10 protein-coding genes are annotated in these 14691 nt (G+C 64.3%); 2 read left to right on the top strand and 8 right to left on the bottom strand.

The annotated features are described in order from the left end of the window. Positions 1-149 precede the first annotated feature (149 nt). Positions 150-1325 (top strand): ATP phosphoribosyltransferase regulatory subunit, encoded by a 1176-nt coding sequence (locus F0A17_RS06320; protein ID WP_149327517.1) that lies wholly within the window; start codon positions 150-152, stop codon positions 1323-1325. 126 nt (positions 1326-1451) lie between these two features. After that, on the top strand, positions 1452-2747 hold the full coding sequence (locus F0A17_RS06315) for an adenylosuccinate synthase (RefSeq protein WP_149327516.1): 1296 nt from the start codon (positions 1452-1454) through the stop codon (positions 2745-2747). 87 nt (positions 2748-2834) lie between these two features. Here F0A17_RS06315 and F0A17_RS20565 read toward each other — a convergent pair whose 3' ends face one another. The 8 genes from F0A17_RS20565 to F0A17_RS06280 form a co-directional block, all read right to left on the bottom strand. Next, positions 2835-3005, bottom strand: a complete 171-nt coding sequence (locus F0A17_RS20565) for a hypothetical protein (RefSeq protein ID WP_187774641.1) — start codon at positions 3003-3005, stop codon at positions 2835-2837. 90 nt (positions 3006-3095) lie between these two features. Further along, positions 3096-5735 (bottom strand): tetratricopeptide repeat protein, encoded by a 2640-nt coding sequence (locus F0A17_RS06310; RefSeq protein WP_149327515.1) that lies wholly within the window; start codon positions 5733-5735, stop codon positions 3096-3098. Positions 5736-5785: 50 nt separating this feature from the next. Beyond that, complete coding sequence (locus tag F0A17_RS06305) at positions 5786-7033, bottom strand: alginate lyase family protein (RefSeq protein ID WP_149327514.1); 1248 nt, start codon at positions 7031-7033, stop codon at positions 5786-5788. A gap of 35 nt (positions 7034-7068) precedes the next feature. Then, positions 7069-7938 carry a polysaccharide lyase gene (locus F0A17_RS06300; RefSeq protein ID WP_228716824.1) on the bottom strand — a complete coding sequence of 290 codons (870 nt, stop codon included), beginning with the start codon at positions 7936-7938 and terminating at the stop codon, positions 7069-7071. Continuing rightward, on the bottom strand, positions 7922-9484 hold the full coding sequence (locus F0A17_RS06295; RefSeq protein WP_149327513.1) for an alginate biosynthesis protein Alg44: 1563 nt from the start codon (positions 9482-9484) through the stop codon (positions 7922-7924). Before F0A17_RS06295 ends, F0A17_RS06300 begins: the two co-directional genes overlap by 17 nt. A gap of 19 nt (positions 9485-9503) precedes the next feature. Beyond that, a complete protein-coding gene (locus F0A17_RS06290) occupies positions 9504-11432 on the bottom strand; it encodes a glycosyltransferase (RefSeq protein ID WP_149327512.1) in 1929 nt (642 codons plus the stop codon). Positions 11433-11441: 9 nt separating this feature from the next. Continuing rightward, a complete protein-coding gene (locus F0A17_RS06285; protein WP_149327511.1) occupies positions 11442-12788 on the bottom strand; it encodes a UDP-glucose dehydrogenase family protein in 1347 nt (448 codons plus the stop codon). A 354-nt stretch (positions 12789-13142) separates the two neighbouring features. Beyond that, positions 13143-14645, bottom strand: a complete 1503-nt coding sequence (locus F0A17_RS06280) for a RimK family protein (protein ID WP_149327510.1) — start codon at positions 14643-14645, stop codon at positions 13143-13145. Between the last annotated feature and the right edge of the window lie 46 nt (positions 14646-14691).

Raw genomic sequence — 14691 nt, 5'->3', positions numbered from 1 at the left:
CCCCTGGGCTGGCCGCCGTGCCCTCGCAGGGTTCAACCGGCCATCAAACGTGGTAGAATCCGTCAACCGGGCGTGGCCCGGTTTTTTTGTGGGCCTTTTTTGCCTTCGTATCTTTTCGTCCCGCCCCTTCGTCTTGCAGGATTGACAACATGACCATTGCTGACCGCTGGCTATTGCCCGACGGCATGGACGAGGTGCTGCCGCCCCAGGCGAGCCGTATGGAAGAGCTGCGCCGGGCGCTGCTCGATCTCTACTACTGCTGGGGATACGACCAGGTGATGCCGCCGCCGGTGGAGTTTCTCGACTCGCTGCTGACCGGAACCGGCACCGACCTGGAGCTGCAGACCTTCAAGCTCACCGACCAGCTCACCGGTCGCCTCATGGGGGTCAGCGCCGACGTGACCCCGCAGGTGGCGCGCATGGATGCGCATTCGATGCGCCATCAGGGGCCGGCCAGATTGTGCTATTGCACCAACGTGCTGCGTGCCAAGGCCGACCCGCACCAGGGGGGACGCAGTCCGGTGCAGGTCGGGGTCGAGCTGTTCGGCCATGCCGGGCTGGAAGCCGATCTCGAAATCCTGCAACTGGCGCTGATGAGCCTCAAGGTCGCCGGTGCCGACGAGGTGCACCTGGCGTTGGGCCACATCGGTATCTACCGTAGCCTGGTACAGGCGGCCGAGCTGGATCCCGATCAGGAGCGCGCGCTGTTCGAGGCGTTGGAACTGAAGTCGCCCGGGGCGCTGGCGGCCCAGGTGGAGGCGAGCGTTGCGGATCCGGCCCTGGCGGAGATGTTCATGGCGCTGGGTCGGTTGCACGGCGATGCCGACGTGCTGGAGACGGCTCGCCGCGCTTTCGACGGCGCACCGCCGGCGGTCGAGGAGGCCCTAGTGCAGCTGAGGGCGCTGCATCGCGGCGTGCAGCGTGAGCATCCCGAGGTTGATCTTTATTTCGATCTGGCCGAACTGCGCGGCTACCAGTATCACACCGGGATGATGTTTGCCGCCTTCGTGCCGGGCTACGGTCAGGCCCTGGCCAAGGGGGGGCGCTACGACGATACCGGTCATGCCTTCGGTCGGGCACGGCCGGCCACGGGCTTCTCGATGGATCTGAAGCAGCTGGCCACCTTGGTGCAGAGCGAGCCGGCGTGCGACGGCATCTGGGCGCCTGCCGAAGGGGAGGGCGTGGCCGAGGCGATCGCCGCACTGCGTGCGGGTGGGCACCGGGTGGTACGGGCACTGCCCGGCCAGTCGACGCCGCCCGAGGCACACCGCTGCAGCCGTCGGCTGGTGCATGATGATGGCCGCTGGCAGACGGTGGCACTTTAGGCATCTGTTCTAGCGACGGATGCCACAACAGGACGACACCGGCGACGCGCGCCGGTTCCGAGCGCGGCCCGCGGGCCGGATCATCGACGCGCACGTACGCGGCGCTGACACGAGAGACGAGAGACAATGGGCAAGAACGTAGTCGTACTGGGCACCCAGTGGGGAGACGAAGGCAAGGGCAAGGTGGTCGATCTGCTGACCGAGTCCGCGGCGGCGGTGGTGCGCTTCCAGGGCGGTCACAACGCCGGCCATACGCTGGTCATCGACGGCGAGAAGACCGTATTGCACCTCATTCCCTCCGGCATCCTGCGCCAGGACAAGACCTGTGTCATCGGCAACGGCGTCGTGCTGTCGCCCGAAGCGCTGATCAAGGAGATTCGTGAGCTCGAGGCCAAGGGGGTGCCGGTGCGTGAACGCCTGCGCCTGTCGCCGGCCTGTCCGCTGATCCTGCCGTACCATGCCCGCCTTGACCTGGCTCGCGAGAAAGCCCGTGGTGTGGCCAAGATCGGCACCACCGGGCGCGGTATCGGCCCCGCCTACGAAGACAAGGTGGCGCGTCGCGGCCTGCGTCTGGGGGACATGCTTCACCGTGAGCGATTTGCCTCCAAGCTGGGCGAAGTACTCGACTACCACAATTTCGTGCTGGTCAATTACCACGGCGAAAAGGCCGTCGACTTCCAGCAGGTCCTCGATCACGCCATGGAAATGGCGGAAGAGCTGCGGCTCATGGTCTGCGATACCGTGAGTCTGGTGCACCAGCTGCGTCGCGCCGGTGAGAACATTCTCTTCGAAGGCGCTCAGGGCTCACTGCTCGATATCGACCACGGCACCTATCCCTTTGTCACCAGCTCCAACACCACGGCTGGCGGGACCGCCACCGGTTCCGGCGTCGGTCCGCTCTATCTCGACTATGTGCTGGGGATCACCAAGGCCTATACCACACGCGTTGGCTCCGGCCCGTTTCCCACCGAGCTTTTCGACGAGCATGGCCGCCACCTGGCCGAGCGTGGCCATGAATTCGGCGCCACCACCGGCCGGCCGCGTCGCTGCGGCTGGTTCGATGCGGTAGCGCTGCGCCATGCGGTGCAGATCAATTCGGTGTCCGGACTGTGCCTGACCAAGCTCGACGTGCTCGACGGGTTGGAAAACATTCGCGTCTGCGTGGGCTATCGCAGCAAGGACGGCGAAGTGATCGAGAACCCGGTCGATTCCGAGGGCTACGAGGCGATCGAACCGGTCTACGAGGACTTGCCGGGGTGGAACGAGTCGACCCTGGGCGCCAAGCGCATCGAGGACCTGCCGGCCAATGCCCGCTCGTACATCAGTTTCCTCGAGGAACGGGTGGGCACTTCGATCGATATCGTCTCCACCGGACCCGACCGCAACGAGACCATCGTGTTGCGCAATCCCTTCGAGGGCTAGGGACGCGGCGCATTCGCCCTGACGGGGCCGAGACATGCCCCACGAGGCCGGCCTGGTGCCGGCCTCGCCCATGTTTGTCGATGTCACTCAGTTGGCGGAAAGCCCTTCGAAGGCACGCGTCTTGCGCTCCTCTTCATCCAGCCTGATAGGCGTCTGTGCCTCGGGATCCATGAAATAGAGCGTGGCGTAGCCACCGGTATCGCGGTTGTAAATGGACATGCCGATCAGGCATGTCAGCGCCACGCCAACGGCGAGCATCAACCGTGCGTGCGAAACTCATATCATCTTCGCTTCCTGCCGCTTGCGTGAGAAACGATCGGGCCCGCAAGGGCGGACCCGATCGGTGCCTCATTCGTCCTCGGCCACTTCGACCTCGCCCGCCGCGGCCACTGCCGCTTCATCGGTGAGCAACTGGCGCAGGGTCTCGATGGCAAGCTGGCCTTCGCTCTCGAAGACCTCGTCCAGCCATAGCAGAGCCTGCTCCTGGTTGGCGCGCTCCAGACCACGGGCGGACAGATAGGCTTCGGCCAGGGCGAGGCGGGCGCTGGCGTGCCCCTGGCTGGCGGACTCGTAGAGGTAGTCGGCTCCCTTTTCCGGATCCCGCTCGAGCACCTCGCCACGCAGGTATTCACGCCCCAGGGTCGCCTGGGCGCCGGGATCTCCCTGGTTGGCCGCTTCCTGCAACAACTCCAGGCCCCGGTCGACGTCCTGATCAATGGCACCTGCACCGCGGAGCAGCGCCCTGCCCAGGCCGGCCTTGGCGTAGCGAGCGCCGCCGTTGATAGCCTGTTGGTACCAGCGTTCTGCCTGTTCGGCGTCCTGCTCGACATCATCTCCCTGCTGATAGAGCTCGGCCAGCGTAAAGGCGGCATGCGGCGATCCCGCCTCGGCGGCGGCGGTGACCAGCTCCAGGCCACGTTCCATGTCACGCTCGACGTGATTGCCGGTCAGATAGGCCTCGCCCAGGTCGGCCCTGGCACCGGCGTGCCCTCTGGCCACGGCGGCTTCCAGGTACTCGATCCCGCGTTGGTGGCTGCCCCGGTCCATGTACATCCTGCCCAGACTGGCGGCGGCACCGGCATGGCCTGCCTGATGGGCGCGCTCCAACCAGCGTTCACCTCGGGACGGATCACGCTCGACGCCTTGCCCTTCGAGAATAGCACGACCGAGATCGGCCATGGCGCCGGGATGCCCGTCTTCGGCGGCGGCTACCAGGGCCTCGATGTCGCCCTGGGCTCCCAGATCGCGCTGGACGTAGGTGAGGGCGTCGTCGGCCGACTCGTGACCGGCCTCCTGAGCACGGGTCAACCAACGGGTGGCCTCGTCCAGGTCGCGTTCGACGCCATCCCCGTTGCGATAGGCGCGACCCAGAACGACCATGGCATAGGCATCCCCTTGCTGGGCCGCCTGCGTCAATAGGTTGACGCCCAGTGAAGGATCGTCGAGCGGTCCTTCAAGATAGGCCTTGCCAAGCAGGGTCATGGCCGTCGTATCGCCGGCCTCGGCCGCTTGATGCAGGAGTTCCTCGCCGCGGCTGGGATGGAATTCCAAGGTTTCTCCCTTGAGGTAGGCTTCCCCCAGCAGGCGCATGGCGCCCGATTGGCCGCGTGCGGCGGCTTCGCGTAGCAGTTCCTCGCCGCGGCTGGGTTCCGGCGCGACCCCGCGACCTTCGAGATAAGCCGCACCGAGCTGTTGAGTGGCCCAGGGGTGGCCGAGCTCATGGCCGCGCTCGAGATAGTCGACGGCGATGTAGGGCTGACCGGCGACGCGTTCATCGTCGAGATAGAGGGAACCGAGCTGGGCCAGGGCTAACGGATGGTCCTGTTCGGCGGCCTGTTCCAGCAGGTTCATGCCACGAGGGAGGTCGTTGAGCCCGCCTTGGCCTTCCACCAGCGCCCGCCCCAGGATGACCTGGGCATCGAGCGAGCCCCTGTCCATGGCTTCCCGCAACCACCGCTCGGCTCGCACCGGCTCCGGCCGGCCTCCGGGAGGGTTGAGCAGCGCTTCGCCGTAGTAGGCCATGGCGTCGACATGGCCTTGGCTGGCAGCCTCTTCCAGAAGCGCCATGCCCTGGCGAGACTCCCCGGTCGCAAACATGTCCCGACCGGCCCTGGCCAAGGCATCGAGATCGCCGGCTTCGGCGGCCTTGCGCAGCCAGTTGATGCGCTGTTCGGGCTGGTCGCCGAGCAGACCGTCCTCGGAGTAGAGAGAGGCCAACTGGAGCATGGCGCCGGTATCGCCCTGGTTGGCCTGTGTCGTGAGTACCTCGGCGTAGCGCTGGGCGTAATCCATGGCCTCGGCCGGCTTCTCTTCCAGCCAGCCGCCGGCGGAATGGGCCTCGGCCAGCGCCTGCAGCGCTTTCGCGTTGCCTTGCGTCGCGGCGTGCTCGAGGAGGCGCTGAGCGTATTCGGGGTCGACTTTCACCCCTTCACCGCCTTCGGCCAGCAGCATGCCAAGGCGGACTTCGGCATCTCGGTTGAGATTGGCGTCGACCGCCTGCCTCAGCAGGTGGTAGGCCAGTACGTCGTTGCGCTCGACCCCGCGGCCTTCCTGATAGAGCCGGGCGAGGTTCAGTGAAACGTTGCCACGAACGGAAGAGGGGCGCTCCAGCGCTTTTCCATAATACTGCGCGGCCCTGGCGGGATCCTCTTCGACCACTTCGCCGCGCTCGTAAAGCTTGCCCATCTCGTAGAACGCTGGCGGGATATTGCGCGTCATGAGCGCCTCGAGGCGCTCGATGGCTTCCTCGTGGCGGCCTTGCTCGAGCAGCGAACGGCTGTAATTGATGGCGTCCCAATCATTCCCGTCGATGCGGGCCTCGACCACGCCACCGAACCACGCCTCGTATTCCGGTGGGACGGGAGGCGCGTGGTTGCCAGAGGAGGGCCCACCGGTCGCGGCGCAGCCGGTGAGCCAGGCAGCCAGAAGCAACGCTGCGGCCGGCCACAGCGTTGGGGTGGGTCGAGTCCAATTCGTTGTCCGTTCCATGTGTTCCCCTCTAGCATAAGTGTCGAGCCGTGTCGTAACGGGGTCGTTCCTCACTCGCCCAGGCCGCGGAAGGCGTCACTACGGCGACGCTCCTCATCCAGGAAGACGTGCTCCTGAGCCTCGGGATCCATGAAGTACAGCGTGATGAACCCTCCCGCGCTGCGGTTGTAGAGAGGGCGAACCCGGCGCACGAAATCGCTGACACGCGGGTGATCGAAATGTGAGAGGTAGATGTCCATCCAGGTGAAGTACTGCGGATCCTTGAGAAAGCCCGTGTACTGTTCGAGCGGGGCGTAATCGCCAAGAGCGGCCGGGTCGTCGAGAATCTCGAAGAGAAAATTCACGCCGTCGTGGATCGTGTTGCCCCGGTACGCCAGATCGAAGATGTCGTAACCCTGGCGATGGATGATCTGCATGTTGGTGATCAGGTAGTTGAGCGCATAGTTCTGGTAATGCGTGGCACGACGGCCACGACCTACTTCCAGCGGCAGGGCGCCCGCTTCGGTCATGTCATGCAGGGCGGAATAGATCGCGCTGACCCCGAAGCGAAATAGCTCGTCGTCCTCGACGAGCACGCCGATCATGCTGGCGTATAGCGCACGGCGATAGAAATGGTTGTTGCAGCAGCTCTCTTCGGGCTGGCCCGGGAACGCCGAATGCTGTAGGGCGAGTCCATGCATCCACTGCTCGATCGCCTTGCGCTCCTCCTCCATGCCATCGATATAGGGACGCACGATGGAGTACGCCATGGCTGCGGCAAACAGCATCGACTCCGAGGCGAACCAGGCTTGAGGGTCGTTCGAGTCGAACACGAACGTGGTCAGCGCCTTGGCCTCGGCCCAGCGATGCAGGTAGCGCACCAAGCACTCGCCATAAAAGGAATCGCCGCTGGCAACGAAGGCGCCAGCAAGCGCCGAGACGCTGTCCTCGAAAGCGAACAGCGGTTCGCTGGCGAGTTCCCACTCCTCGGGGTTGGGGTAGTAGCCAGGGATGGCGCCACGCGTGGTGAGTGGCTCCTGATTGAGTAATTGCTGACAGCTCAGACCCAGCGCGCGCTCGTCGATCTCCTGAAGAAGTATGGCGTTGTCGGTTTCGTGCAGCAGCTCCATGCGCGCCTCGACATCGAAATAGCTGGCATCCGGATCGGTGACCCGGTACTCGGACAGATCCAGCGCCAACCGCTCGTCACGGGTAAGCAGCTCCGTGCTGTCGGCGCTGCTCCACGGCGCGATGAGTGTCAGCACCAGGAGGCCTGCCAGGCGATGGGTAAAGCGTCCTTTGATAAGGGCGAAGGGCATGATCGGCGTCACTCCGTCGGCGCTCGAGAGAATCGTCAAATGCTAGGGACGTAGAAGCGGAAGGCGGCGAAATCCACGTACTGATCTCGCGGCGTGCGCCAGCCTTCGCCCGTCCCGCCGAAGAAGGTGGAGAACATCAGACCGTCGATGGTGACCGTGGGCGAGGTGCGGTAGACGATGTTCTGCTGTTCCAGCACCGGTCGCCCGTCGATCCATAGCCGGGCGATGCCATTCTCCTGGCCGGGGTCGTTGAGTATGATTTCTTGCTCGACGGTCACCCACTGACCGAGGGGGAAGCGCCAGAAGCCGCGGCCCACCGACTCTCCTTCGAAACCGACCACATAGGGGTAGAGTTCGCCTTCCCCCTCCTCGCGCCACATCAGTCGCATGGAGAAGCCATTCTCGCCGCTGACGTCTTCCCCGCCGGAGGGGGCTTCGCCGCCATACAGGCCCGGTAGTTTGCCACCCTTGACGAAGTCGAAATTCGTCGGGAAGCGCACCATGTAGCTCAGACAGGCGCGCTCGGCCCCCCTCAGAGAGGGGGGATCGCTATAGAAGCCTGCTCCGCCGCGAGGTTCTTCGCCGGGCGAGGAGGTGCCGGCGGGATAGTGTACCCGTAGCCCGGGCTCGTCGATTCCGGTATGCGCGGCAGCCAGGCGATCCACGTTCTCTTTCGTGCCCCAGTGGCGCTTGGTGTGGAACCCCTCGCGGACCGCTTCATGACCATTCGCGGCGTGCTGTGGACGAGGGGATTCGGCCAGTGTATAGCGCTGCGAGCAGGCCTCCACCTGGGGAATGGCAACGATCGCATCCTCGGCCTCGTCGGCCGACGCCGTCATCGACAGAGCCGCCAGTCCGACCCCGCTCAGCAGCGCTGCATGGATCGCCTTAGCCATCGTCGACATTTTCATCATCATCCTCCTGAATCGCGGCGCGATAGATGTCGTCGCCGAATTGAATCACGGTGCGCACCCCCTGCCAGATACGCTCCGAGGCGGCGCCGAGCAGGGGAGCCTCGGTGAAGCGCACGTCCACGGGCTGACCGACGCTCTCGGCAGGCAGCGGTTCCTCGGGCACGAGCAGGACGCTGGCGACGTTCTGCTGCTGGCGCACCCAGCTCGGGAAACCGGCGCGGGGCTGTCGTTCGACGTCGAGGGCGACGTTGCGGACCCGGGCGCGGATCGGCTGGGAGGCGTTGGCCAGGGTCACGTAGGCCTGCTGATTGGGCTCGATGCGGCTGATATCGCTCATGTGTACCAGCGCCTCGACCAGCACGTCGTCCTCATCGGTGCGGATCAGGGTCATGATCCGCTCGCTCTCGTTGATGTAGACCCCGTCGGCGCTGCTCAAGGCCCAGGCCACCAGACAATCGCAAGGGCTGTAGATATCGTTGCTCGCCATGCGTGCCTCGAGGGCGGCGATGCGCGAACTCTCGTAATCCCGCACCGTCTCGAACTGGTCGATTCGGGCCTGGGCGATTTCGGGCGACACCGACTCGAAGGTCATGGTGTCGCCGCTGGCCGGTTGCGCCGAGTTGGCCAGACTGACCCGCTGCGCGCCGCCCTCGATATTCTCACGCAGGTTATCGATCAACCGCTCGTTGTAGTCCAGTGCCGCCTCGGCCAGGATGAGGTCCGACTCCAGGTCGCTGTTGACGACCTTGGTCAGGAACTGGTCGCGCTCGACCCGGTCGCCGGCGGTCAGCTCGTGCTCACCCAGCAAGCCCGGGCCAGGGGCACGGATGTCGATGCGCGGCGCCGTAACGGCGGCGAAACTGGGTTCGATCAGCATGAAGTTGCGGTAGGCCGTGGCTGCCCCTACCAGGACCAATACGCCGATGGCGACGAAGAGCAGGATGTAACGCCCCATCGGCCTCGGCGGCCGTGTGGGTGGCTGCGGCTTGGTCGCTTTTCGCTTGCGCGGTGTCTGCGGATCTTCCCCCGCCATCAAACCTTCAATGTTGGGCGAACGGCCGCTCAGCGCGCTGCGTATGATCTGGCGCAGCAGTTCGCGGTGCTGAGGCTCGATCTCCACGATCTCGAAGCTGATGTCGTATCCCCGACCCGCCGTTGAAGCGGACGAACGCAGGCACTCGGCGCGCAGCGGCACGATCAACTCGGTGGCGCCCGCCATCATCAGCAGGGAGGCTGAGATCCGGTCGCCGGGTTCGTAGCGGCGCTCGCTGTGAGCCGAGAAACCGCCGAGCGAGACATCGTGACCGGCGAGTGTCGTCTCATCATCGTCGGGTGCGACACGAAACGGCAGCGTAACGCGGATATAGCCCCGCTCGTCGCGCCGTTCATGCTGTAGCCGATCGCCTCTGCTCAGGCGAGTGGCATCGTGATTGGGGCTGCCGGACTCGGCGTACCCTGGTTCGGGGCCCCTTGCCCGGTTCCCTCCGAGCGTTGGCTCGTGCCGCTTGGGGTCATCGTTGGAAAAATGATCAGCCATCCGTAGGTCGCTCCTTGCGTCAGGGTCCCGCTGTCGCCACGTCTGTGGTGACGGCAGGTTCGACCCTGAGTCGTACGTTGACGAGAGTCAGGTCGTGTTCGTTGAAGGTCATTCGGCAATTGTCCTGCTCGGTGCACTGGACGTCGCCCCGCAAGGGGGCGCCGTCCGGCCCCCGTAGTCTCTCCGCCACGGCGGGGGAGACCGCGAGGGTGGTGGCTTCGGCCGTTCCGCGGATACGCCGGGTGTCGGAGAGGGAGCCTTGCTCGATGACGTCGAGAAGCGAGCCATCGAGCTGGAAATATCCCGTGGGCAAGTGGACGGTCTCGCCGTGGTTATCGACGAGCAGGGCCGCGAGCCACCGGTCCAGTCGCTCGGGCTCGTGATTGCGCTCCCAGCCTTGATCCAGAGCGATATGCAGCGAGGCGCGGTCCGGCGGCTGCAGCACGCCTGTACCGAGCAGCAGCACGAACAGCATCACGCCGTAGACGAAGCCATGCAGCACGTGCCCCATGCGACGCTGACGGCGTGCCGCCACCGGATCATCGGGCTCACCCGCCGAGATGCCCTGGCGTGACCACTTCTGCCGATTGAAGCGGAAGCTGACATACGTCTTGAGAATCGCGCCCCAGACCTGGTTGTAATAGATCAGCGGAATCCACAGCAGGCTGTAGCGTCCGCGCTGCCAGGCCAGAATCAAGGTGGCAATGCCGCGGGTGAACAGGATCCACAGCACATAGGCGAAAAAGAACGAGGGCCTCACGAACAGCGTGACCAGCGTTACCACCGTTGGGCCCACGAGGGTCGTCCACATGGAGAGACGCTGGTCGACCAGGCTCCACCAGGTGAAGATGCCCATCGGGCGCGGTCCCAAGGCGATCGCGCGGTTGCTGGTACGCAGCATGTTGCCGTACCAGCGCCGCATCAGATCGGTGGTCGAGGCGAAGAAGCGGCGTCGGTCGGGCAACTCTTCGAAGCCCGTCACGAAGACATCCGGCAGGTAGATCATGCGCCAGCCATTCTTCAGCAGCCAGAACCAGGAGGACTTGTCATCACCGGAGAGGAACTTGAAGTTGCCGAACCGCCAGTGATGCACGTGATCGCTCTCGATCAGTTCGATGAAGTCCGGCTGGGTCGCCAGGTCGGCGCGGAACACGCTATAGCGTCCGGTCAGTACCAGCAGTCGCCGGGACAGCGACATTGAACTCATCATCAGGTGGCGCTGGGCATAGCGCAGGTCGTACCACTCGCGGGTGGCGTCGTTACCGGTGACGACGGCCTGGTTGTTGGTGGTCAGTGCGCCCAGGTCATCCTGCGACATGAAGAAGGAGAGCGAGCGCGAGAGCGTACCCGGCTCGAGACGAATATCGCCGTCCATCGAGATCAGCAGCGATCCCGGCGCCGGCAGGCGCCGGGAGATCGCCCGCAGCACTTCGGCCATGGCCGAGCGCTTGCCGTCCCCCTTCTGAAACATGTAGCGCACCTCCACGTTGGACGGCCAGTCATGGTCGTCCATCACGTGGGTGATGACGTCGACATCGGTGCGGTCCGATACCGAGGCGAAGATCGTCGTCGGCACGCCGTAATCGCGGGCTTCGCGAATCAGCGCATCGTAGACCTGGAAATTCACCTGCGCCTCGATGCGGAATGACGTGCACAGCACGAACAGCTCCGGTGGCCGCTCCAGCTCACCGACGGCATCCGCTTCGGCCCGCAGCCTGGGGAAGACGACCCGGTTGTACCAGACCGAACGCACCGCCTGAATGGCCCACCAGGAGTAGCGCCAGATGGCGATCCCGCCGATGACGAAGATGAAGCTCTCCGACTCGGGCGAGAACACCTCCGCGGGCAACTCGCTGAGGATCACCACCAACAGCGCCATGCCGAACAGGAACGTGACCAGCTCCGTGATCCGACTGGCAGTCGAATGGTTTCGGGGAGTGGGGGTCATGTCGACACCTCAGGCCAGCACGGGCCGCACGGAGTCGCCTCGGCCGATGCCGTAGTAGGCGAGTCCAGCAGCCTTGACGGTATCGGGTGAGTAGAGATTGCGCCCATCGACGACCACCGGTTCCGCAAGCGTCTCGCGGAGCTGCGGAAAGTCGATGGTGCGGAAGGCCTTCCATTCGGTGCAGATGACCAGCGCATGTGCGCCTTCCAGGGCGTCGTCACGCCGGTCGGCCAGTACCAGATCGTCACGCTCGCCATAGAGACGACGACACTCTTCGGTAGCCTCGGGGTCGAACGCCTGGACCCGGGCGCCTGCCTCCCACAGGGCTTCCATCAGGGCACGGCTGGGCGCTTCGCGCATGTCGTCGGTATTGGGTTTGAAAGCCAGGCCCCACAAGGCGATGGTCTTGCCGGCAAGCTGGCCGTCGAAGGCTTGGCAGAGCTTCTCGAACAGTTTGTTCTTCTGTCGTGCGTTGACCCGCTCCACCGCCTTGATCATCTCGGCGGGATGACCGATCTCCTCGGCAGTGTGCGCCAGTGCCTTGACGTCCTTGGGGAAGCAGGAGCCGCCATAGCCACAGCCGGGATAGATGAAGCTGTAGCCGATACGCGGGTCGGAGCCGATACCGTGACGGACTTCCTCAACGTCGGCGCCAAGGCGCTCGGCCAGATTGGCGATCTCGTTGATGAAGCTGATCTTGGTCGCCAGCATGGCATTGGCCGCATACTTGGTCAGCTCGGCGCTGCGCACGCCCATGAACATCATCTTGTCGCGCTGGCGGTTATACGGCCCGTAGCACTCCAGCATCGCTTTCTTTACACGCTCCGAATCGGTGCCGACGATGATGCGCGAGCCGCGTGAGAAGTCTTCGATCGCCGCCCCCTCCTTGAGGAATTCGGGGTTGGAGCAGACGTCGAACTCGAGATCCAGACCCCGCTTTTCCAGCTCGGCGGCTACGGTCCGTTCGACCTTGCTGGCGGTACCTACCGGCACGGTCGACTTGTCGACGATGATCTTGTAATCGTTCATGTGTGCGCCGATGGTTTCGGCCACTTTCAGTACGTACTTGAGGTCCGCGCTTCCATCCTCGTCGGAGGGCGTGCCCACGGCAATGAACTGGAGCAGGCCGTATTTCACTGCCTCGGCGGCATCGGTGGTGAAGCGGATACGTCCCGCGGCCATGTTCTTGCTGATCAAATTCTCGAGGCCGGGTTCGTAGATGGGCACCTCGCCGGCGTTGAGGCGGGCCACCTTTCGTTCGTCTACATCGACACACAAGACTTCATGGCCGACGTCGGCCAGACAGGCACCGGTTACCAAACCCACATAGCCAGAACCGAAGATGGTAATCCTCATGATCGTCGTCGCTCCTTGATGGTTGGGCCCATCCATCCAAACGGCGCCATCGCGCCGGAGTGTTACCGGCGTCGAATGGTGCTCAGGGCCAGATACATGACATTGACGTGCTTACAGGTACGCAACATCCACGCCAACTAAGGGGTTTGCCATATAAACAATGGCTTACAGGAGATCAGGAAGAGGATGGCGAAACAGTGTGCTAAAATGTGTCGCTAAATGAAGACATGATGAGCTTTGAGCGCATGTCGTCTTTTAAATCAATGGGTTGAACTGTCTCCATTTGGCGACGATTACTTGATTTTACTTTGTAACTCTATGATATTCCTTGTTTTGCAGGGTGAGAAAGCGGTGTCACTCGCTTGCCCGAGCTCGAACGTGTAACTCCATGCGGGCAAGGAAGACGCGCATGATGCGCTCGTAAAGCGCGCGACCCAGGACAGTATCCTCGACACCGGCATCCACGTTGGGATTGTCGTTGACCTCGATGACCACCACGCGATCGCCGGTCTGCTTGAGATCGACGCCGTAGAGACCGTCTCCGATCAGGCGGGTGGCCTTGAGGGCGGCCTTGATCACGGCGGGAGGAACCTCGGTCGGATCGTGCGTGGTGAACCCCCCACTCTTCACCCGCGCGCCCGAGTGATCGTAGATCTGCCAGTGCCCCCGTGCCATGTAGTAGCGGCTGGCGAAGAGTACCTGGCCGTCGAGCACTCCGATGCGCCAATCGTATTCGGTGGGCAGCCACTCCTGCAGCAGCAGCAGGGCGGAATCCTCGAACAGGCGTCTTGCCTCGCGCTCGAGCTGTTCGAACGACTCGATCTTGACCACGCCGCGAGAGAAGGAACCATCGGGAATCTTGAGCACCATAGGAAAGCTCAGGCCGGCGACTCGTTCAGCCAGCGGTCGGCGGTCACGCCGCTTGAGAAGCACGCCGTCGGGCGCCGGTACACCGCGGGCGCGCAGGAGTGCGTGCAGGTACACCTTGTTGGTACAGCGAAGGATGTCGCGGGGAGCATCGATCACCACCAACCCTTCGTGCTCGGCGAGCCGCGCCATGCGGTAGGTATGATGATCCAGCGCGGTGGTCTCGCGAATGAACAGGCCGTCGAACTCGGCAAGCCGGCCCGCGTCGCGGCGGGTGATCAAGGAAACATCGATGCCCAGCTTACGGCCGGCGCGAATGAAGGCTTTCAGGGCGCTGCGGTTGCTGGGCGGCATGGCCTCCTTGGGGTCGACCAGGATGGCCAGATCGAAGCGATAGCGGCGCCGCGCCTTGGGCGTACGCCATACCTTGCGCGAGTGGCGGTTGAGTGCCGCGGCGAAGAGGTCCTGTTCGTCTGCGCTCAGGTCGCGCAGCGTAAGCGGTTTGACCCGGCCCAGTCGCCACAGGTCATGGCGACGTACCAGGCGTGCCTCGAGCAGGGGGCAGGGCAAGCGCTCGAAAAGCTTGCGCGCGAGCCGTGCCAGTTCGGGCTCGCGACATTCGCCGAACAGCACACGCAGGGTCACGCTGTCGCCGACGAGCCTGCCCTGGCGCGCCAGGTCGCCTAGCAGTGACGCCAGCGAATCGAGCTGCAGGTCGACCAGGGCCTTGCGCGACAGCTCGTTGAGCGTTTCCACCGAGGGCAGCACACGCTGGCCGCGTGCCTGCGCGAGCAGCGAGACGTAATAGCCGGTGCCAAGATAGTCGAGCTCACCGCAGAGATTGATCACGTGCGTGCTGCGGTCCTGATCGGCGGCGGCGCGGTGACGCCGATCCAGGGCGAGGAAGTCGTCGGCGCCGACCAGATCCTCCGAAGGGTAGTAGGGCCGCCAGTCTTCCTGTCGGTCGACAACGATACGCAAGGGGCACATGGAGAGTCCATCCTTTGGCGAGGGCGGCGCTAGCGCCGACGAATGT

It is taken from the genome of Billgrantia pellis, assembly GCF_008297955.1.
GTDB lineage: Bacteria > Pseudomonadota > Gammaproteobacteria > Pseudomonadales > Halomonadaceae > Halomonas > Halomonas pellis.
Note: the sequence above shows the minus strand (reverse complement) of the source record. Positions and strands in the feature narration are given on the sequence as shown.